We start from the raw sequence: 22,258 nt of genomic DNA, 5'->3' as shown, positions 1-22,258 counted from the left end.
AAGGTATTGCTCATTCACATTTTAAATACTAAATTTGATAGAATTAATCGGTAATTATGAAGTTAATTGATTTGGCAAAGGAGCTCAACGTTTCTGCAGAAGCTATAAAACGATTTATACAGGATTTTGATCTTGAGCTTGGAGTGTGCATCAGCACCAATTTTGAAGTGAAGAAGGATTTTGAAAAATTTGCCCGCGAAAATTTAGATTTTTTAAAAGAGTATGAAAAAGATCTTGATGAAAACAAAACTTCCGAGCAAATCGCGGAAACCATTAATAAATCAAAGCAAAAAGTAGAACAAGCCATAAAGGAATCCAATCCGAATATTTTTGATAATGGTTTCTTTAAATCCTCTATTTCAAGTTATGGAATTGATAATAAATTAGGTGGAAACTATCAATTTGTCTATAATTATTTTGGACATAAAACGAGTCTTGAACATAGAGATTTTATTGGATATAGAGATTTGTTCTTTTACATTTCAAGTGTTTTGGAACCATTTTTAAATCCGCAACAAATAAAAGACTGGGGAATTAATAAACCTGCCGGAATGATTCTTTACGGCCCTCCCGGAAGTGGGAAAATTTTCTGGGCTAATAAAATTGCCGAAATCATTAATTATCAATTCAAAGAAGTTAAAAAACACTACTTGGGAACCTCTTTCGTGGATGGAAACAAGACCAATTTCAACGATTTTCTTTTAGAAATGATGAAAGAAGATAAAGTTTTACTTTTCCTTGAAGATTTTGACGAAATAATGATGGAACGAAAAGCAGAAACAGACATCGCTTCCTGCAACCTTGAAACTCAGGAAATTATTCTTCACCACATTGGAAAGTTCGAAAAAGAAGATATTTTGATGGTAGGTTCTGCCAATACAGTGTCAGAAATTGATGAAGAAATCTTGGCTCCGGGAAGATTTGATGTGATGATTCCCGTTTTTCCACCCAATGCTTCGGAACGTTCGGAAATCATTCTGTATGCGATGACAAGAGGGCTTGAACAGGATTCTTTACTATATAAAATTCTTAAAAATAACAAAGCTGACAAAATTCCTTTCTGGCAGGATATTTCATCCAAAATGAAGGTTTTCAGCAATACAATGTTGATCGATTTTACGCAAAGCTTAAAAAAACGTATCAAAAACCTTTATCAGAGAACACGAAATGAAAATTTAAAGATCGATGAAACGCTTCTGAATGGCGCTTTAAGAGATGCCAAAGGAAAACTTACAGAAGAATATCTTGAGCAGATCGCAAGATTTTTAAGTGATGTAATTATCAATAATTCAGACGATTTTCAATATAGAATTCAATCTTTAAGAGTTGAGCTGGAATCTTATAGAATCGTTGAAGAACCAAGAAGAGAAATTGGTTTTCAGCATAACGAGGACGAGAAAAGTAAAGGCTGATGAAAAGGTCAATTGTGAAATATTTTCACGCATAAAAAATTCACAAGCGAAGCAAATTGACCATTCACTAAATAAACCATTCACAAAATTACTTATTACCAATTACTTATTATTCATGAACAGCGTTTGGGAGCTTGAAACATTTTACAGAAAACGGGATATTATCATTGTCGGAAGTGGTTTGACAGGACTTTGGACTGCTATTTCCATTAAAGAAAAATATCCCGAAAAGTCGATTTTAATTATCGAAAGAAACTCTGTTCCGTTGGGTGCTTCAACAAGAAATGCCGGTTTTGCATGTTTTGGAAGTTTAACCGAAATCATAGCTGATTCTGAAAAAATGGGTTGGGGAAAAACGTTGGAATTGGTAAAGATGAGGTTTGACGGACTTCAAAAAATTCAACACTATTTTAAAAATTCTGAAATTGATTTTGAATTAAGCGGAGGTTATGAAATTCTTAACAACGATCAACCTTTACTGAAAATTGATGAGGTTAATGAAAAACTGAAACCCATAACAGGAATCGCAAAAACATATTCTTTACAACAGCAAAAAATCAAAGAATTCGGATTGGGAAAATCTGAATTTTTAATTGAAAATCCATGTGAAGGCAGTTTGCATTCTGGGAAATTGTTGCATAAACTTTTAGAAAAATGTCAGGAATTAAAAGTTGAATTCCTTTTTGGAACCGAAGTTGAAAATATTATTGAAAAGCCTGATGAAATTGAAGTTCAGCTTTCTGAAAACTTATCAATTAAATCATATCAAATTATTCATTGTACAAATGCTTTCAGTTCAAAATTTTTAGAAAAAGAAAATATTATTCCGGCTCGCGGACAGATTTTATTAACCGAACCTATTGAAAATTTAAAATTAAAAGGAACTTTTCATTACGATGAAGGATTTTATTATTTCAGAAATTTTGGAAACAGAATTTTATTGGGTGGCGGAAGAAATCAGGATTTTAAAACCGAAGAAACAACCGATTTTGAAACGACAGAATTTCTGCAAGATCATTTAGAAAATTTCCTCAAAGAAGTTATTCTTCCCAATCATCATTTTAAAATTTCCCTGCGATGGTCGGGAATTATGGCAATGGGTTCTGAAAAAACTCCGATTGTAAAACAGCTTTCCGACAGACAGTTTTGCGCGGTACGGCTTTCCGGAATGGGCGTTGCTCTGGCTCCGAAAATTGGAGAAATTGTTGCTGAAATGATTTAAATTAAAAATAAGTAAAATTAGATTCTAAGTTGCGGAATATCAATAAAAATAATCAATTTCATAGTAAAGAAGAAAAAAGGATGAGTTGTTATTTTAATCATAAAAATAATTTTAAGTAACTAAATTTTGCAATTAGACTATTCTAATTAATTATTTTCCAAAAAAACATATGTTTTACGATTATATTATTAAATACCAATTGGTTATAATAAAAATATAACTTTGGCTTTAAGATTATACAATTTTTAAATATGGGACATGTCAGTTTGAATGGAAGTTATTTACTTCCTGTTTTCTTCGATCTTTTTGCAGTGTTTTTGTTTGCCTTTTCCGGATCGATTAAGGCTATTGAAAAAGGGTATGATTTTGTGGGAGTTTTCATTGTTGCTATGGTGACAAGTACCGGCGGTAGCCTAATAAGAGATATCTTGCTACAACACGGGGTACCGGCTCCTCTGTTGGATTATAGATATCTTTTAAGTATTTTTCTTGCAGGTATGATCGCCATGTTTTTATATAAATACAGCAGACACTTTACGATTTTGATTAATATTATTGATGCAATTTCACTGGGAATGTATGCTGTTTTCGGTACACAGAAAGCAATGGTTTTGGGATTAAGTATTTTTTCTGCTTTTATTATTGGGTTTATCAATGCAATCGGCGGAGGATTGCTGCGGGATATTTTGATGAAGGAAGAATCACATTTTTTTAAACCGGGACAATATTATGCAGTCAATTCTATTCTTGCAATTACCGTTTTTTTAATTCTCGGAACATTATTGAACTTGCATGCGGAAACTGCTGCTACGATTGCTATTATTCTGGCTTCTGTATTAAGATATTTGGCCGTTAAATATAATTTTCAGACAAAAGCTGTTAATCAATGGCGATTTAACAGATAATCTTTTAAAATTAATTATTTAAATTTTAAACAGTTTCCTATTTAAAAATCACGAACAGTAAAAAACCATAAAATATCATTATTTTTGCAAAAAAGAAAATTTCGTGATCAACAACGACCAGATAAAAGAAGTTCAATCCAGAATTGAAGACCTATATAAATATCTTCACATAGAAAAAAAGAAGATAGAAATTTCCAATGACGATGAAAAAACGGCTGCGCCTGAATTTTGGGATAACCCTAAAACAGCCGAAACTTTCCTGAAACAACTTCGTTCCAAGAAGAAATGGGTGGAAGGATATGACGAGATCAGCACTCAGTTTGAAGATTTACAGGTTTTGGTTGAATTTGCCAAAGAAGATCCTGATTCTGAAAAGGAATTAGACGAAGCGTTCCCTAAATTGGTGGAAAAAATCGAAGATCTAGAGTTTAAAAACATGCTTTCTAACGAAGGTGATGAACTTTCTGCCGTTTTACAGATTACAGCCGGAGCAGGAGGTACAGAAAGTTGCGATTGGGCAGCCATGTTGATGAGAATGTACACAATGTGGGCGGAAAAACAAGGCTATAAGATCAAAGAATTGAATTACCAAGAAGGTGATGTTGCGGGAGTAAAAACCGTTACTTTGGAAATTGAGGGTGAATACGCTTTCGGATATCTAAAAGGTGAAAATGGAGTTCACAGATTGGTAAGAATTTCGCCTTTCGACAGTAATGCAAAACGTCATACAAGTTTCGTTTCAGTGTACGTTTATCCTTTGGTGGATGATACGATTGAGATTAATATTAATCCTGCCGATATTTCATTTGAAACGATGAGATCTTCCGGAGCGGGTGGACAAAACGTAAACAAGGTTGAAACCGCTGTTCGTCTTCGTCACGCACCAACAGGAATTATCATTGAAAACTCGGAATCCCGCTCACAGCTTCAAAATAAAGAAAAAGCGATGCAGTTGCTTCGTTCAAGATTATATGAAAAGGAATTGGAAGAACGTTTGAAAGCCCGTAACGAAATTGAAGCCAACAAAATGAAGATCGAGTGGGGTAGCCAGATCCGAAACTACGTCATGCATCCTTATAAATTAATAAAAGATGTACGCTCAGCTCATGAAACCTCAGATGTGGATTCTGTGATGAATGGAAATCTTACTCCATTCCTGAAAGCATATCTGATGGCAGATGGAACGGGAGGCTCCGCCGACGACATGGACTTATAAATATCATGTCATCTTTTAGTTAAATTCTTATAATTAATTTCCTTTTGAAGTTTATTAGACTTATTTTTGTTACTTATCAATATATATGGAAGATTTCAATAGCTGGCGAGATTTATTAAACCCTGAGTTTTATATTAAAATGGGAGGGTTTTGGCTTATTTTATTTATTGTTTTTGCTGAAACCGGTCTTTTTGTAGGATTTTTTCTACCCGGGGATTCTTTGCTGTTTGTTTCAGGTATTTACGCTGTTGATATCATTAAAGAGACTTTTGGCTCCACTGGAAGTGATTTCTTAGATACCACCATTTTGGCTTCGGCGGTTGCCCTTGCTGCAATTATTGGTAACGAAGTTGGATATTACTTTGGAGTAAAAGCTGGACCTGCTTTATATAAGAAGCAAGATACGATGTTGTTTAAGAAAAAATATCTGTATCAGGCTCATGATTTCTTCGAAAAACATGGTGCTTTGGCTATCATTATGGCTAGATTTTTACCTGTTGTAAGAACTTTTACGCCAATGGTTGCCGGGATTGTAAAAATGGATAAAAAAGAGTTTTTAAGAGATAATGTGATCGGAGCTGTTCTTTGGTCGTTTTTATTGATTTTTGCAGGGCATTATCTTGATAAATTATTCATGGATCAGTTTGGAATTAATTTAAAGGAAAAACTGGAATATATAATCATTATTATCGTTTTAGTAACAACACTTCCGGTAATTGTTAAATTCTTATTCGGCAAGAAAGAAGATCATTCTAAATATGAAAATCAAGATCAAGATCCTGAATAAATAAAATACATTATAAAATATCAATAACCCGCTTTTGAAGTGGGTTATTTTTTTATCCAATCCAGAATGTTGGGATAGATGATGCTGTCTCTTTTCTTTTTATTGAAAAACCTTGGAACATGCCCCGTTTTTTTCATAAAGATCAATTTGTGAGGAATATTTTTCTCAGTAAGAACAGAATCCAATGATAATCCCTGATGTTGATTAACCAAGAAATCCGTATTTCCCTGAAATAATAAAGTCGGAACGTTGGTAACATTCGCAATCGGACTTGCTTTTTGAAATTCTTCAGACAAATTTTTGCGGTCAAATTTTATCCCCACAACCTTTTGAAATGTTGGTGAGGTATATTTTGAATAAAATGAATTTAAATATTCTTTAGAGTAAAAATCCGTAGGTCCGCTCAGTGAAATGATTTTTTTGATTTCATTTGGATGTTGATAACCATAAAGTAATGCTAAATGGGCGCCCGCACTTTCTCCAAGAAGAATATAATTGTTGGGCTGTAGTTCGGCTTTTTCTGCTAGAGAATTAAATTTAGTAATTGCAAAGCCTATGTCTTCTAACTGTTCTCGGTAGGTGATTTTTTTAGATTTTGAAACCAATCTGTAATTCATATTAATGCTCGGAATATTATTTTCGAAAAGCATTTTCTGAACTTGAATCATATGTTCTTTTTTTCCTAATGTCCACGCACCGCCATGTACAATAAGAACGACAGGAGAATCAGAAGAATACTCAGTTGGAAGAAAAATATCCATTTTCTGTCTTTTATGTTCTCCGTATTTTAAATTATAGATTTTTTGTTGATTATCGGTTCCCACCCAGACTCTGAATTTTGTATTACAAGAATTTAATAAAAAGCTGATACACCCTAAAACAAAAAAATGATATCTGAGAACAAGCTTTTTCATAAATTAAAATTACATAAAAATAGTTTTATTTAAAAAAATAAGACACATGATTTTTACCATTGCTGAGTAATAATTATTTATTTGTTTTGTTTCTTAAGATTTACTTTTTTTTCAAAAAAATTAAATTTAATTACATGGTTTTCATTAGGTTATTCGGAAGTGGTATATGAATGGTATATCGTTTTTTTTGTACTTAATAGAATTTTATGTTCTCTTTGCGGCATTAAACGCAAATTCTTAAAAACACTATTTTATAATGAAAAAATTATTATTACCAATTGTTGTTGCTTTATTTGCAACATCTATGAACGTAAACGCGCAAGTCGGTATTAATCTGGCTAATCCTACTTCTACTTTGGACATAACAGCTAAAAATGCTACAGGAACTACGAACAATGTAGACGGTCTTTTGATCCCACGTGTAGATCGTCAAAGAGCTCAAAGCATGACTGGAGTTCCGGTTTCTACCATGATTTATGTAAACAACGCTGTTACAGGAACACTAGGAGGTACTACAGCTAATATAGATACTGTTGGATACTATTTTTTGATGGTACGCTATGGGTTAAATTTAACTCTTCATCCACTTCGGGTTCTAACGTGAATATTTATAATTCTGACGGAACACTGACAGGAAACAGAACAGTAACTCAGGCAGATAAAAATCTTACTTTTACCGCTACAGGCACTAATGCATTTTCAGTAGATGGAAGCACATTATCTGTAGATGCGGCCAATAACAGATTGGGAATTGGTACAATTGCTCCTACAAGAAAATTAGATGTGCAGGGTAGTCAACTTCTTAATGCTGCAGTAACTGCTGTTGATACTAAGAATGCTTTGGATATTAATATTGGTCAGGATGGTTCCACATTTGGTAACCGTTCCGAAAATTTCGGTATTAATATAAAAACTTCTTCATCTAATAATACAGGATCTATTGCACGTATCAACTTTGGTGATGCCGCTACTACAAATAATTCAGGTACCCGTTATCTTTCATTCAGCGTGGGGAAGACGCCTAATGAATTAATGTATCTTACTGATGCTAATAATGGAAGAGTGGGTATTGGTACTACAGTACCATCAACAAAACTAGATGTACAAGGGACTGGGCTTTTTAACGCAGCTGCAAATGGTGGAGCAGTAAAGAATGCTTTGGATATTAATGTTGGTCAGGATGGTTCTACATATGGCAACCGAAGTGATAACTATGGTATTAATATGAAAACTTCTTCATCTAATAATGCTGGATCTATTGCACGTATCAATTTTGGTGATGCTGCTACTACAAATAATTCAGGTACGCGTTACCTATCATTCAGTGTAGGTAAAACGCCTAATGAACTTATGTATTTGACTGATGCTAATAGTGGAAGAGTGGGTATTGGTACTACAACACCTACGGCAAGACTTGAGCTCGTATCTGATAACGCTGGTGGAGCAGGACAAAACGACTTAACGTTTCATGGGTATGGAACTTCAAAAAATCCAACAATGTCTATAGGTTCTGCAAATGGAACTGCAGCCGCGCCTACAGATTTAACGAACGGAGATACTATAGGAGGACTTTACTTCTCACCAAGATATACTGGAGATTTTATTTATCATTCTGCAGGGATGCGTAGTACCTATCGAGGAGCTAGCGGTGCAGATGCATTATCGGATTTAACGTTCCGTACTTCTAGTAAAGATAGAGTAACGATTGATGAAAATGGAAATGTAGGTATAGGAACAACAAGTCCTACTCAGAAGCTTCACGTATTGGGTAATATTCTTGCCTCAGGAACGATTACTCCATCGGATATTCGTATCAAAAAAGATATCACAGATAATACATACGGTTTGAAAGAAATATTAGGTCTTCGTACAATCGGATATAAATATAAAGATGAGAATCTAAGCAAGGATCATAAAATTGGTTTTGTAGCACAAGAAGTAAAAGCAGCGATGCCTGAATTGGTATCAACGGCTGATGATAAAATAAAAACTCTTGGTGTAAACTATGCAGAAATGACAGTTGTACTTGCAAAAGCAGTTCAGGAGCAACAGACGCAAATTGACGAACTAAAGCTAGAAGTTACAAAACTTAAGGCTGGTAAAAAATAATAAACTTTAGAACATAAAGAGGGAAGCAATGTGTTTTGTTTCCCTCTTTTTTTTGCAATTCTAAACTTCACAGAAATCAATATTTGAAGACAGCTTCGTTTGGAATACATACTTACAGTTGTTAGCGAAATTAAAATTAATAAGTCATTTTAATTTTCTTTAAACCGGATAGAATCATATTAAAATTCGAATTAAATGGTTATTTTTGCTCTTTAACAATTATTAAAAAAACATTAAAATATGGCATCTGGTTTTTTTGCAATTTTGGATGATATCGCGGCTTTGATGGATGATGTGGCGGTTACAAGTAAAATAGCGACTCAAAAAACAGCAGGAATCTTGGGAGATGACCTTGCTGTAAATGCAGAAAAAGCTACCGGCTTCCTTTCCTCACGTGAGATACCTGTTTTATGGGCGATCACAAAAGGATCTTTTATCAACAAATTAATCATTCTGCCTATCGTGTTTTTACTCAATTGGCTCTATTCTCCGGCAATTAATTATGTGTTGATCCTTGGAGGATTATATTTAGCTTTCGAAGGGGTTGAAAAAGTGATAGAATTTCTTTTTCACCGTGACAAAAAAGGTCATGAAGTGGTAGAAGAAATTGAAGAAGATGGGAAAAGTTCTGAAGAAATAGAAAAAGCTAAAGTTAAATCGGCTATTACAACGGATTTCATTTTATCAATCGAGATCGTAATTATTGCTTTGGGAACTGTTTTGGAAGAAAATCATCCTTTCATTACGCAGATTTTAGTAACGAGTTTGGTGGCATTTATTGCTACTGTGGGCGTTTACGGAATTGTAGCTTTGATTGTAAGAATGGACGATGCCGGATTTAAATTAATCAAAAAAAGTAATGACAAAGGTTTCTTCGGGACACTTGGACATTTATTGGTGAAAGCTTTACCTATTATTATTAAAATTTTAGGTGTAGTTGGTACGATTGCCTTGATAATGGTAGCTGGTGGAATTTTTCTACATAGAGTAGAGTTTCTTCACGGATTACTTCCAACATGGCCGGATGTTTTGAAAGAACTTACGCTTGGAGTCGTAGGCGGATTGGGAGCTGTCGCAATTTTCACTTTAGGTAAAAAATTGGTTTCAGTTGTTAGAAAGTAATATATGAGAAGCTTATCAATTGATGTATTAAAAATAATTCTGGCATTTTTTGTCGTTTTTTTACACATGCATCTTTTGAGAGATTATCATCCGTCATTAAGCTATGTTCTCGTTAACGGACTTTTTAGAATTGGAGTGCCTGTTTTCCTTATTATCACGGGATATTATTTTTACTTCGTTGATACTTTTGATAAGTTGAAAAAATGGACAGTAAGAACATTTTTACTCTATTCAATCTGGTCGATAATCTATATTCCGTTGTGGAAAGAGGGGTCGGTTTTTACTAATATTTTTTTTGGTTATCACCATTTATGGTATCTGATCGGGACTTTATTTGCTGGAATTCTTTTATTTGCTCTAAGGAAAAAATCAACTTCTGTGTTGGTTGCAACTATTATTGTTTTATTCGGCATCGGTTACATTATTCAGCTGTTGGGAAATATGCATTATTTTACAGGTGAAGTGGATTCAACATTGAATTTATATCCGTTTTATAGGAACTTTTTATTTGTATGTTTTCCCTTTTTGGGAATAGGTTTTTTGATTAAAAAATTGAATATTGATGTTAAACAAAAGCCTTCATTAATATTAGTTTTGGCTTCAGTTGGTCTTGTTATTTTTGAATCTTTTCTAAACTATAAAGTAATACGCTTAAAACAGAAAGAAAGCATTGATCTGCTAATTTCCTTATTAATAGCTTGTCCACTGATATTTTTATATTGTAAAAACTTACCTTTTAAAACGGATTCTAAAATCTTGGCAAGTTTGTCGACCGCAATTTATTTAGTCCATCCATTAATCATGAATTGGATCTTTGATTTACATCTTCCATCATTCGAGTTTGTGATCTTTATAGTTGTGTTATTAATTGTAAGCCTGATATTAGTGTTTATTAATAGAAAGATAAAATACCTGCTGTAAATCTATATTATTTTCAAACCTTTTATAAAAGCCAGTTTAATTTTATCTGCTCCATGAAACTCAGAATAGTTGAGATCAATTTCATTCTGAGTTTTTAGTTTCTCATAAAGTTTAAGAATATTTCCTTTGTACGGACAATGATTTACAAAATTATTTAAAAAGGCTTCGGCAGTCTCATTTTCAGAAAAGCAGAGTAGAAAGTCTAAAGGAGAAATAGAATCTTCTGACCATTGATTAAACTTTGTTCCGTTGCTCTTCAAAAAATCAATAGCTGTTTCTTTAGAATTAAAGATTTCAAAAATAGGGAAGAGGTATTGTTGTATGTTTTCTGTGATTTCGTTGATTGATTTTTCATAAGATAAACCTGCCAAATTCCATTCTTTCCAATTATTATAAGGAGTTAAATAACCGATCTGATTTCCAAAAATTAATCCTTGTGAATATTCATTTTTTATTTGTTCTATCTGCCATTTCTTTAAAATTTTAGAATAGATATTAATGTGTGGAAGTATCAGAATGGATGAAGAATCATTCCTAAAACTCGACTGAAAATAAATCTCAAAATAGATGTCTTTATCAAGAGAACTTTTCTTGAGTCTTTGTCCTTTTTCTAAAATTTTAAATCCATCAAGCCGATTAGCAATCTCGTTGCAGGCATTTAAAAATACAGTTCTTGTGTCCATTTATTTCTTAAAAGATGATTTTAATTAATTCAAATAAAAACAAATATAAAAGAAAATAAGAAAGCATAAAAAAAGAGACTTGCAATAAGTCTCTTTTAAATATTTTTAGTTGAATAAATCTTTCACTTTATCAAAGAAAGTTTTTTCTTTTCCGGAAGGTTCTGCAACCATTTCTCCGCTAGACATCTGTTTTTCGAAGAAGTCTTTCTGTTCTTTCGTTAATTTTTGCGGTGTCCATACATTAATGTGGATGAACATGTCTCCTTTTCCATAGCTGTCGATGCTTGGTAAGCCTTTTCCTGCCAGTCTTAGGATCTTTCCTGATTGTGTGCCAGGTTCGATCGTGATCTTTACTTTTCCGCCAACGGTAGGGATTTCTCTTTTGGTTCCCAATGAAGCTTCAGCAAACGAAATATATAATTCTTGGTGAAGATTGTCACCTTCTCTTTTAATTACTTGATCTACTTCTTCTTCTACAATCACCAATAAGTCTCCGGGAATACCTCCAAATGGAGCGTCATTACCTTTTCCTCTTACATTAAGCTGAATCCCGTCTCTTGCTCCTGCTGGAATGTTGATCGTGATTTCATCCTCATCTTTTATTAAACCTTGTGCATTGGCACCTGCAGGAATTTTATCGGCAACTTTACCGATTCCCTGACAAGTTCCACACGTAGTCTGCGTTTGCATTTGTCCGAACATCGTGTTCATCACTTTTAGCTGAACACCAGAACCGTTACATGTAGGACACGTTTTTGAAGTAGCACCAGGTGCCGTCTTCATTTTTTTTACTTTAAGAGTTTTTTGGGTTCCGTTTACCATCTCTTCAAGGTTCAGCTTGATTCTGATTCTTAAATTAGAACCTTTCACTTGCTGTTGTCCTCCGCCAAAGCCACCGCCACCACCGAAATGACCACCGAAAATATCTCCAAACTGACTGAAAATATCCTCCATATTCATTCCGCCGCCGAAACCGCCTCCGCCGCCAAAGCCACCGTTTCCGCTAACTCCTGCATGACCGTACTGGTCGTATCTTGCACGTTTATTGTCGTCGCTTAATATTTCATAAGCTTCTGCTGCTTCTTTGAATTTTTCTTCGGCTTCTTTATCTCCCGGATTTTTATCTGGGTGAAATTTGATCGCCATTTTACGGTACGCTTTCTTTATTTCTTCGGCTGATGCAGATTTGCTAAGTTCAAGAACCTCGTAATAATCTCTTTTTGACATGTCTTTATATGAGTAATTTGTAATGGATAATTGGTAATATTCAAAATTGATTATTACCAATTATTCATTGCTTATATTTTTAATTTCCTGTTACTACTTTTGCAAAACGAATTACTTTTTCGCCTAACATGTATCCTGTTTCGATAACGTCTACAATTTTACCTTTCAAGTCTTCAGAAGGTGAAGGAATTTGAGTAATAGCCTCATGAAGATCTACATTAAAAGTATCTCCGGCTCTTACTTCCATCACTTTCAAGCCTTTTTCAGTAAGTTTATTTTTAAGTTTAAGATAGATAAGCTCAACGCCTTGAAGGTCTGCTTCGTTTCCGTTTTTAGCGATCTCTTTTAAAGCTCTTTCGAAATCATCCAACACACCAAGCATAGATACCATCATGTCTTGATTTGCATATTGGAAAAATTCCATTTTCTCTTTAGAAGTTCTTTTTTTATAATTTTCAAACTCAGCGTAAAGACGGATGTAACGGTTTTTCTCTTCTGCCAAAAGTTCTTCCGGAGTAGGAGTATTTGTCACAATTTCTTCAGCAACTGTTTCGTTCTGAGTATTTGTATCTTGTTGTGTATTGATGTTTTCTTCGTTGATATCCTGATTTTCCATTTTCAATAACTATTTTAATGAATTGTTTGGCAAAGATACTGCCAAAGAAAAAATCAGGACATTAAGGCAGGATTAAGGGTTAATTGGGAGTAGTGAATTGTCAATTTTTCCTATTTAATTAGTTTCCTTTTTTCAGGTAAAATATTTTTCAGGAGCTTAATCTCGCTATCCACTCATACTCCTCGCGCCAGCACACGCCAACGCTAAAATCCTCCAACGCTCCCATTTCCTTGCTGTGGGGTAACCGTTACTATCGAGGCTAAAAAGTGAATGGTGAATAGTCAACCGTCAATTTTCCAGCTTAATTGTAAATTCACAATTCACCATTGACTATTCACCTTTAAATCTATTCTCCGAAAAAGGTTTGATATAATAAATAAAGGTTTAAAATAATAATAACGAATGAAATGATCCAGATGCAGATTTTCATCAAAGGTTTATTTACAAATTCGCCCATTTTTGCTTTGTCATTGGTAAACATCACAAGCGGAACAACTGCAAAACTCAATTGCATAGAAAGGATAACCTGACTTAAAACCAATAATTCCGTAGTTCCTTTTTCACCATACAAAATAGCTACAATCAAGGCTGGAATTACAGCGATCAATCGTGTGATCAATCTTCTTAACCAAGGTTTTAGTTTGATGTTTAAAAAGCCTTCCATTACAATTTGTCCGGCAAGAGTTCCTGTTAATGTCGAGTTCTGACCAGATGCTAGTAAAGCAACCGCAAAAGCAATACTCGCCATTGAAGCTCCTAAAATCGGAGTCAACATTTTATAAGCATCATGAATATCTGCAACATCATGATTTCCTGTAGTATGGAAAGTCGCAGCGGCTAAAATAAGGATCGCAGCATTAATGAAAAAAGCAAGCATAAGAGAAACCGTACTGTCAATTGTTGCAAATTTTATCGCTTCTTTTTTACCTTCTGTATCACGGTTATAATCTCTTGTCTGAACAATACTGCTGTGCAAGTAGAGGTTGTGAGGCATTACGGTAGCTCCCAAGATCCCGATCGCAATATAGAGCATCGCCGGATTTTGAAGAATTTCTTTTTGAGGAACCAATCCACCTAAAATTTCATTAAAAGCGGGTTGAGAAATCACAATTTCATAAATAAAACAGGCTAGAATGATGAAAATAAGTCCGCCAACAATACTTTCTATCCATCGGAAACCTTTTGCCTGAAGTAAAAGTATAATTAAAACATCTACAGTCGTAATCACAATTCCCCAAGTCAACGGAATATGGAAAAGTAAGTTCAACGCAATTGCTGAACCAATGACCTCGGCGAGATCACAGGCGGCAATGGCTATTTCACAAAATACCCAAAGCATAAAATTTGTTTTCGGACCGAAATGATCTCTACAAGCCTGAGCAAGATCTCTTTCGGCAACAACACCTAATTTCACGGACAAATGCTGTAAAACCATCGCAAAAATATTCGAAATAAGAATTACGGATAGGAGAGTGTACCCAAATTGTGCGCCACCAGCAATATCTGTAGCCCAGTTTCCGGGATCCATATATCCTACGGCAATCATCAATCCGGGGCCTGCAAAAGCCAGATATTTTCTCCAAAAGCTTCCATTTTTAGGAACTTTTATTGAAGCATAAACTTCTGATAAAGAGTGGGATGTTTTATCTTTACGCCAAGCGTTTTTTAAATTCAAATTCATAAATGTTAGAAATGACTAACAAATTTAATTAAATAAATGAAAATACAATGTATATAACAAAAAAATCCCGAAAAATAATTTTCGGGATCTTAAATATGTGTTGATTAAGATTATTTTGCGAATCTTACAGACATTTTTCTGTCAGCTGCTCTTTCAGCATCAGAAGCTTTTGCGTCTACTTTAGCAAATTGGCTTCCGTATCCTTCAGCTCCTAACACCTGTCCACCAAGATTTTGTTTTGCCAACCAATCTTTGATGTAAGCTGCTCTTGCAGTTGAAAGTTTTACGTTACTCGCTTCGTTACCTGTTTTGTCAGTATAACCACCGATTTTAATTTTAGCATCCGGGAAAGCTTTTAAAATAGCTGCTAAATTCTCTAATTGTCCTTGAGAACCAGCTTCTAATTCTGTAGAGCTTCCTAATTTGAAGTTTACATGGTCAAAATCATACCATTTATCTTTCAAAGCACTGTCGTCTGCAGCATTTTTGTAGCTGTCAGATTTTAGGAAAGCGATCATTTGATCTTCCATTCCGCCTTTGTAGCCTTTAAGAGCTGTACCGTTAAGGTCGATATTTTCATCAACTTTAGCTGCTGCAACTCCGGCTGTAGTATCAGTTGACGTAACCGTTGCTGCTGTATCAGCAGGCGCCGCAGTTGAATCTGTTGCTACTGTTGTCGTAGTGGTTTCTTTTTTCTCACACTGTTTCCATAGGAAATAGCCAGCTGCAAGAAGCAATAATAGAGGAAGTAACCATTTCCAGATAGATCCGCCACCGTCAGAATTGTTTCTGTCCGGGTCTGTTCCTACAGGAGTAGTACTTCTTGTAACCTCTACTTTAGGCTCTTCACGTACCGTTTGTTTTATTGTATCCGCATCATTGTCAAACTTATAGCCTTTCGCCCAGTCTCCAATATTTAATGAAGCTAAAGAAAGTCCCGCAGGCAACAATGTTGAAACAATCCCTTTTTGTTCACCCAATAAGCTTGAGATCCCAGATTTGTCTAAATTGTTATCTGTCGCGTATTTTCCAACCGATCCAAGCGTTGCTCCAGTCACTAAATTCAATAGTGAACTTGAAGAATTATTACTAATTCCGGCATACGTTGCAATGGCGTTTACTATTCCACCTACTTTGTCTCCAAAGATAGAAGATAGTAAAGTGCTTATCCACGAGCTGTTGTTTGCCGACCCACCTAATAGGTTCCCCAGAATTCCACTGGAAGAAGCATTCGAAATGGCATCCAAAACTGCAGGATTATCCGAATTATTAGCTAATCCGCCAACGATTGCAGGTAATAAACCTCCAATTGCTTTTGATATACCAGATTCACTTTCTCCCAACTGAGATGCAGCCTGAGAGACCAAAGCAGGACCTAATTGTCCTTTAATTAAATCAATGACATTTAAAGACATAATAAATTTATTTTGAGATTAATGTTGATATAAAATTAAACAAAAATCTGTCCAAATATAGATTTAAATGAAAAAATCTTTAAAAATCACGAAAATTTTTAAAGATTTATCAATTTATTATGTTAAATATTAATAAGCTTTTGCGAATAAAACTCGACGTTTAGATGGTTTTCCTGAAACAAGAGAAATGCCTTCTTCAATGTCATCATCCAAAGGAATACATCTGATGGTTGCCTTTGTTTCATCTTTGATCTGCTCTTCTTCTTCTTCCGTACCATCCCAATGTGCAGAGATGAAACCTCCTTTTTCTTCTAAAACTTTTTTAAATTCTTCATAAGTATCAACTTTAGTGATATTTTCTTGTCTGAAGTTATAAGCTTTAGTATAAATATCTTTCTGAATCGTTTTTAATAATTCTTCAATGTAAGAATCTAAACCTTCAATAGGTTGAGTTTCTTTCGTAAGATTATCTCTTCTTGCGATCTCAACAGATTTATTTTCTAAATCTCTTGGTCCCATTGCGATTCTTACAGGAACACCTTTTAATTCGTATTCTGCGAATTTCCAACCTGGTTTGTTATGAGTATCATTATCAAATTTCACAGAAATACCTTTAGCTTTCAGTTTAGCCTGAATATCTAAAGCAACTTCACTGATTTGCTCTAATTGCTCTTCACCTTTAAAGATAGGAACAATCACCACCTGAATTGGCGCCAAAGTAGGAGGCAATACCAATCCTAAATCATCAGAGTGCGTCATAATTAAAGCTCCCATCAAACGGGTTGAAGTTCCCCAAGATGTTGCCCAAGCGTGTTCTATCTTACCTTCTTTGTTGGTGAATTTTACATCAAAAGCTTTCGCGAAATTCTGACCTAAAAAGTGAGAAGTTCCTGCCTGTAGTGCTTTTCCGTCTTGCATTAATGCTTCGATACAATAGGTTTCATCTGCTCCTGCAAATCTTTCAGATGGCGTTTTTACTCCCTGAATTACGGGCATTGCCATAAAGTTTTCTGCAAAATCTGCATATACTTTGTTCATTTTTTCAGCTTCTTCAACCGCTTCGTCTTTTGTAGCATGAGCGGTGTGACCTTCCTGCCATAAGAATTCTGCCGTTCTTAAAAATAAACGGGTTCTCATTTCCCAACGTACAACGTTTGCCCATTGGTTAATTAATATAGGTAGATCTCTGTAAGATTGAATCCAGTTTTTATAAGTACTCCAGATAATTGCTTCTGATGTTGGACGAACGATCAATTCTTCTTCCAATTTAGCATCCGGATCTACGATAAGTTTCGCAGGGTTATTTGGGTCTGTTTTTAATCTGTAATGGGTAACAACAGCACATTCTTTTGCAAAACCGGCAGCATTTTTTTCTTCAGCTTCAAATAAACTTTTGGGCACAAAAAGCGGGAAATAAGCATTAACGTGACCTGTTTCTTTGAATTTTTTATCCATTTCATCACGCATTTTTTCCCAGATCGCATATCCGTATGGTTTTATAACCATGCATCCTCGCACCCCTGAGTTTTCAGCTAGGTCTGCTTTAACAACTAACTCGTTATACCATTTGCTGTAATCTTCGCTTCTTGAGGTTAATTTTGCCATTATTCTTAAAATTTTTTTTAACTTTTCCCTATTATTGTTATCTAAAAAATAAAATCTATTTTTGATAGATTTTATTGTGGATATTTTGGTACATTTTTGGTACCGATTGCAAATATAATTTAAATTAAAAATCTTTACGTTATCATGAAAAGAAATATACATAAAAATTTGCTTGGTATGTTGAAATCTAAAGGGATTTTGGCGGTGTCAGGTGGATTATTGCTTATGTCTTGTGGGGCTCAGATGGGTGGATACACGGAGACAGATGGGGTTTACTATGACCCGAATAAAGATACACTACCTGAAGGCGTTATTATTAATAATGATAACGGTAATAGAGTAGGTGAATATTATGATTACTATCAGGATTCTAATATTGTGCAAAATGCACAGGAGAATTCTCAGGATCAAAATAACAGATACGACTCTTGGAGTGACAATAACTGGAACTCAAATGCCACAGATTCTGACTGGGGTAATTTTGCCGGTGCTCAAACTAACTATTACGACAATTCTTGGGGTTCTCCTTGGGGAATGTACGGTGGTTACAGCCCTTATTGGGGTTGGAACAGAGGTTGGGGCATGGGAATGTCCTTCGGATGGGGTAGCTCATTCGGTTGGGGATGGGGAAGTTCTTGGGGTTATGGATACGGAGGCTTCTACGATCCTTTCTGGGGTGGTGGATACTACGGAAACCCTTACGGCTACGGTTATGGAGGTTGGTACGGCGGTGGATACTGGGGTAATGGATATTACAACAGAGGTATCTACAGAAGAAGCGGTTCTAACGGTAACAGCTTTAACAGAATGAGCAACGGTTTCAACACTAATAATAGAAATTCTAGCGGCTTTAGAAATAATAACGGTGCTTTCAGAAACAATACAGGAAATAATGGAGGTTTCAGAAATGGATCTACCAATGGAGGTTTCAGACAACAAGGAAGCAATGGAGGTTTTAGAAACAACGGACAAGCCGGAGGGTTTAGAAATAATGGCCAAGCTGGTGGATTCCGTAATGGAAATTCTCAACCAAGACCCAACTACAATTATAATCAACAATCTCAACCTAGAAGAAACGATGGCGGATTCAGATCCAATGATAGTGGAGGTTTCAGATCTAGCGGAGGTTACAATTCTGGAGGCGGTGGCTTCAGATCAGGAGGTTCTTCTGGCGGTGGCGGAGGTTTCAGATCTTCCGGTGGCGGAGGAGGCGGTGGCTTCAGAGGTGGTAGATAATATTTCAAAATTTAATAACTATTCAAAAAAATAATGTTAAAAAAATCTTTAGTAATAATGAGTATTTCTGCGGCATTTTTTGCGCAGGCTCAGGATATTTCTATTTTAAGAAATTCTGTTGATGTTTACTCTAATTCTCCAATGATCGGGTCTTCTAAGTTTAATGCAATGGGAGGAGCTAATGGAGCTTTGGGTGGAGATGCCAGTTCTTTATTAACCAACCCGGCAGGTTTGGGAGTTGCTATCTCTGGTGAGGTTTCCGGGACATTGTCGATTATGGGTAACAAAAATACTTCGACATTGGCTGGTGCATCAACGAGTTATAGTAATACAAGAGGAGATCTTGGAAATGTTGGCGGAGTAATGACTTTCCAGCTGATGACAGAAAGTGCTTGGAAGTTCATTAATGTTGGTGTTAATTTCTCGAATCAGTCACTTGATAATTACGTTGAAACTTCTGGAAACAGCAATATACTTTTTACTGATGTAGATACAAGTAATTCGTCATCATTCGGTAGGCATGCGTACAATAGATATGGTAATTTATCTAAAACAAGTTTTGGGGTAGGTGCAAACTATAATAATAATTTGTATGTCGGTGCGGGTTTGAATTTCTTCAACGCATCGCTTGATCAATCGGATACGGCTTCTTTAAATTCTACGACTAATAATTCGACAGAATTTTTCAGTAAAAACGGAACACCTTATTATGAAAGATCTAATGGTTTTTCAGCTTCATTAGGGGTGATTGGTAAATTGAGTCCAAACTTTAGATTAGGAGCTTCTATTGAAACACCTACTTTCTGGACGATTGATAAAAGTTATAATTTCTACAATGATCCTGTTTACGGAGATGATATTGGTCTTGAAAGCAATAAATTCACTTCGCCCCTTAAAGCAACAGTGAGTGCGGCATTCGTAGCCAGTAAAAATTTCTCTTTAGACGTAGATTATACATTAGGGCTTACAAAACCTAAGTATAAAGTATATACTCAAACAGAAACCGACATCAATAATTTCTTCAAGGATAATTATAAAAACTTATCTGAATTAAGAGTTGGTGCAGAATACAGAGTAAAACAAGTGAGATTGAGAGGTGGGTATTCTTACGCTTCAACACCGTTTGATGCTTTGACTATCGGAAGATATACGGATGGAGGAGATCAGGTTGATCAGTCTTATGGTAACCTTATTCTTAATAACAGAAATGCGTTGTCATTCGGTATCGGATATGATTTCAAATCATTCTATATCGATGCTGCTTATCAGAATATAACTTCAAAATATACCAATCCTTTTATGTTTGGTGTATTGGATGATAATAATAATTCTGCTTATTACTCTGCAACGAATAGTGTAGCGAGTGATTCGTTCATTGTTTCGGATGTGAAGAATATCAGAAATAACTTCTTTCTTACATTGGGATGGAAATTTTAATTTCCTCCAATATATGTAATGAGTGATTAAATTGAGGCTCCGAATCGAAGATTCGGAGCTTTTTATTTCAATTTGTTTTTAGTTAATTGTTATTAATCAGGATTTTGAATCAAATTTGGTTGAATTTGGATTTGCTGTTCAGGAATATATTCTATGATTCTGTTATTAGTATAAGGCATCGTGTAAAACGGATTGGTTCCATTTAAATGAGATCCCGGATACTGTCTGTTCATATCCAGTTTGTTTCTGAATACATCATATTTTCTCTGTGCTTCAAACGCGAGTTCAAGTCTTCTTTCCTGAAGAACGGCTTCTAAAGTTGTTTGTCCTGCAGGGGTAGAAGCATATGTTGGAATTCCAGCTCTTGTTCTGATAATATTTACATCAGCTAATGCAGAAGTTGTCATTCCTTTCTTTGCATAGGCTTCTGCTCGGTTAAGATAAATTTCTGCCAATCTTATTACAACAGGCGACCATAATTGCGCAACACCTTCCTGTAGTGAGCATTTTAGTATATAAAACTTAGGATATCCATTTCTTTTGTCCATATCATTATCTAAAGTAACATAGACTTTTACGCCGCTTGAATTATTAAAATAATAATTCGTTTTATTGGGTAAAACCTCACTGTATACCTGATAATTGACGCTGTTCATTGTGAAAAAAGTGTTTCCGCCTTGCTGAAATGTTTTCTGGAAAACATAACTGTAAGTAACTCCTCCCGTTGCATTCGTTCCTTTTTGTACCCAATAAGCAACCGGAGTTAGCGGACTGGTGTATTTAGGAGAAATGAATTTCATTCTTGCATCCTGAGGATTTTGTCTGATGAGGTCTAAATAAGAAGAAGAAGCATACATTTCACCCCAGCCCACGCTTTGAATATTGGCGTACATTGATCCTATTGTGTTCCAGCCATCACTGTAATCACCATCTTTATTATATTTAAATGCAAAAATGGTTTCATTATTGTTTTCCGGTGTTTTGGTTGGGTAAGAAGGGAATTCAGAATTAGAAAGCATCGTGTACTTTCCTGAATTGATCACTTTATCAGCATATTCAATGGTTTTATCATTGTTTTCCATATAAAGATAAACTCTGGAAAGTAACGCCTGAGCAGCTTCTTTTGAGGCATAAATATTCTTTTTATCAAGCGTCATTAACTGTTCTGCTTTTTTCAGATCACTTACAACCTGATCGTAAATCGCTCCGACGGTAGCTCTTGGTGGCAGTTCATTCACATCATCAGAAGTCTTTAATGGTACTCCGAGATTTCCGGTTCCCTGATTGTAGGGTTTTCCAAACACATTCACTAAAGAAAAATATACATACGCTCTTAAGAAATAATTTTCACCAATTAACTGATCTGTATCTGCATCTTTTCCTTCAGGAAATTTAGATATAACTCTGTTACAGCCTATAATAGCTTTGTAACCTGCATTCCAGATTACGTTTGATCGTCCGTTGTTTTTGATGCTTCTGTAATTATAATAATAAAAAAACTGATCGGATGTTGTTCCACTAATATCGATGTTATCTCCACCGTATTCTCCAACTCGGTATAGATTATTAAAAAATCCTCCCCCGTTAGCGTCGCCTTTCAAAAGGGCATAATTTCCTAACGTTATGGTTTGTAGTCCTGTTGGGTCTGCAAGTATTACATCAGACTCTTTGGAATCAAATGGTGATCGGTCTATATTACACGCAATTAATGTTAATGCTATGAATGGTATAAGTATTTTTTTCATAATGT

19 protein-coding genes are annotated in these 22,258 nt (G+C 35.1%); 11 read left to right on the top strand and 8 right to left on the bottom strand.

The annotated features are described in order from the left end of the window. Nucleotides 1-56 precede the first annotated feature (56 nt). The 5 genes from A0O34_RS02440 to A0O34_RS02420 all read left to right on the top strand — a co-directional run bounded on the left by A0O34_RS02440 (nt 57) and on the right by A0O34_RS02420 (nt 5,542). The gene (locus tag A0O34_RS02440; protein ID WP_066750870.1) at nt 57-1,412 is read left to right on the top strand and encodes an ATP-binding protein; all 1,356 of its coding nucleotides are present in this window, start codon (nt 57-59) and stop codon (nt 1,410-1,412) included. 115 nt (nt 1,413-1,527) lie between these two features. After that, nucleotides 1,528-2,634, top strand: a complete 1,107-nt coding sequence (locus A0O34_RS02435; protein ID WP_066750869.1) for an NAD(P)/FAD-dependent oxidoreductase — start codon at nt 1,528-1,530, stop codon at nt 2,632-2,634. Nucleotides 2,635-2,885: 251 nt separating this feature from the next. Further along, complete coding sequence (locus tag A0O34_RS02430) at nt 2,886-3,539, top strand: trimeric intracellular cation channel family protein (protein WP_066750868.1); 654 nt, start codon at nt 2,886-2,888, stop codon at nt 3,537-3,539. Between the two features lie 103 nt (nt 3,540-3,642). Then, nucleotides 3,643-4,755, top strand: coding sequence for a peptide chain release factor 2 (gene prfB / locus A0O34_RS02425; protein WP_066750867.1), 1,113 nt, complete (start codon nt 3,643-3,645; stop codon nt 4,753-4,755). A gap of 85 nt (nt 4,756-4,840) precedes the next feature. Then, on the top strand, nt 4,841-5,542 hold the full coding sequence (locus A0O34_RS02420; RefSeq protein WP_066750866.1) for a DedA family protein: 702 nt from the start codon (nt 4,841-4,843) through the stop codon (nt 5,540-5,542). Between the two features lie 44 nt (nt 5,543-5,586). On the opposite strand, the gene A0O34_RS02415 is transcribed toward A0O34_RS02420, so the two are convergent. After that, nucleotides 5,587-6,456, bottom strand: coding sequence for an alpha/beta hydrolase (locus A0O34_RS02415; protein WP_066750865.1), 870 nt, complete (start codon nt 6,454-6,456; stop codon nt 5,587-5,589). Nucleotides 6,457-6,712: 256 nt separating this feature from the next. Between A0O34_RS02415 and A0O34_RS02410 the strand changes: the two genes are divergently transcribed. The 4 genes from A0O34_RS02410 to A0O34_RS02395 all read left to right on the top strand — a co-directional run bounded on the left by A0O34_RS02410 (nt 6,713) and on the right by A0O34_RS02395 (nt 10,608). After that, a complete protein-coding gene (locus A0O34_RS02410) occupies nt 6,713-7,060 on the top strand; it encodes a hypothetical protein (RefSeq protein ID WP_066750864.1) in 348 nt (115 codons plus the stop codon). Next, nucleotides 7,057-8,565: a tail fiber domain-containing protein gene (locus A0O34_RS02405; RefSeq protein WP_066750863.1), complete on the top strand. Its 1,509-nt coding sequence runs from the start codon at nt 7,057-7,059 to the stop codon at nt 8,563-8,565. The genes A0O34_RS02410 and A0O34_RS02405 overlap by 4 nt, the downstream gene beginning before the upstream one ends. A gap of 240 nt (nt 8,566-8,805) precedes the next feature. Next, nucleotides 8,806-9,687, top strand: a complete 882-nt coding sequence (locus tag A0O34_RS02400; protein WP_066750862.1) for a DUF808 domain-containing protein — start codon at nt 8,806-8,808, stop codon at nt 9,685-9,687. A 3-nt stretch (nt 9,688-9,690) separates the two neighbouring features. After that, nucleotides 9,691-10,608, top strand: coding sequence for an acyltransferase family protein (locus A0O34_RS02395; protein ID WP_066750861.1), 918 nt, complete (start codon nt 9,691-9,693; stop codon nt 10,606-10,608). A 2-nt stretch (nt 10,609-10,610) separates the two neighbouring features. Here the strand turns inward: A0O34_RS02395 and A0O34_RS02390 are convergent, their stop codons facing one another. From A0O34_RS02390 to proS, 6 genes are all read right to left on the bottom strand, one after another. Then, complete coding sequence (locus A0O34_RS02390) at nt 10,611-11,291, bottom strand: DUF4304 domain-containing protein (protein ID WP_066750860.1); 681 nt, start codon at nt 11,289-11,291, stop codon at nt 10,611-10,613. 105 nt (nt 11,292-11,396) lie between these two features. Next, complete coding sequence (gene dnaJ / locus A0O34_RS02385) at nt 11,397-12,518, bottom strand: molecular chaperone DnaJ (protein WP_066750859.1); 1,122 nt, start codon at nt 12,516-12,518, stop codon at nt 11,397-11,399. Nucleotides 12,519-12,597: 79 nt separating this feature from the next. Beyond that, a complete protein-coding gene (locus A0O34_RS02380) occupies nt 12,598-13,134 on the bottom strand; it encodes a nucleotide exchange factor GrpE (protein ID WP_066750858.1) in 537 nt (178 codons plus the stop codon). A gap of 346 nt (nt 13,135-13,480) precedes the next feature. Beyond that, a complete protein-coding gene (locus tag A0O34_RS02375) occupies nt 13,481-14,815 on the bottom strand; it encodes an Nramp family divalent metal transporter (RefSeq protein ID WP_066750857.1) in 1,335 nt (444 codons plus the stop codon). A gap of 110 nt (nt 14,816-14,925) precedes the next feature. Then, the gene (locus tag A0O34_RS02370; protein WP_066750856.1) at nt 14,926-16,230 is read right to left on the bottom strand and encodes an OmpA family protein; all 1,305 of its coding nucleotides are present in this window, start codon (nt 16,228-16,230) and stop codon (nt 14,926-14,928) included. Nucleotides 16,231-16,359: 129 nt separating this feature from the next. Further along, nucleotides 16,360-17,835: a proline--tRNA ligase gene (proS, locus tag A0O34_RS02365; protein ID WP_066759428.1), complete on the bottom strand. Its 1,476-nt coding sequence runs from the start codon at nt 17,833-17,835 to the stop codon at nt 16,360-16,362. A 144-nt stretch (nt 17,836-17,979) separates the two neighbouring features. Here proS and A0O34_RS02360 point away from each other — a divergent pair, with 144 nt between their 5' ends. Then, nucleotides 17,980-19,071, top strand: a complete 1,092-nt coding sequence (locus tag A0O34_RS02360; protein ID WP_066750855.1) for a prolyl-tRNA synthetase — start codon at nt 17,980-17,982, stop codon at nt 19,069-19,071. Between the two features lie 57 nt (nt 19,072-19,128). Next, complete coding sequence (locus A0O34_RS02355; RefSeq protein WP_082891235.1) at nt 19,129-20,508, top strand: OmpP1/FadL family transporter; 1,380 nt, start codon at nt 19,129-19,131, stop codon at nt 20,506-20,508. 92 nt (nt 20,509-20,600) lie between these two features. Here the strand turns inward: A0O34_RS02355 and A0O34_RS02350 are convergent, their stop codons facing one another. Beyond that, nucleotides 20,601-22,253 (bottom strand): RagB/SusD family nutrient uptake outer membrane protein, encoded by a 1,653-nt coding sequence (locus A0O34_RS02350; protein WP_066750853.1) that lies wholly within the window; start codon nt 22,251-22,253, stop codon nt 20,601-20,603. Between the last annotated feature and the right edge of the window lie 5 nt (nt 22,254-22,258).

Source organism: Chryseobacterium glaciei, from assembly GCF_001648155.1.
In the GTDB taxonomy this organism is placed as follows: Bacteria; Bacteroidota; Bacteroidia; order Flavobacteriales; family Weeksellaceae; genus Chryseobacterium; species Chryseobacterium glaciei.
The sequence above is the reverse complement of the archived record's forward strand: the minus strand, read 5'-3'. Positions and strand labels throughout refer to the sequence as shown.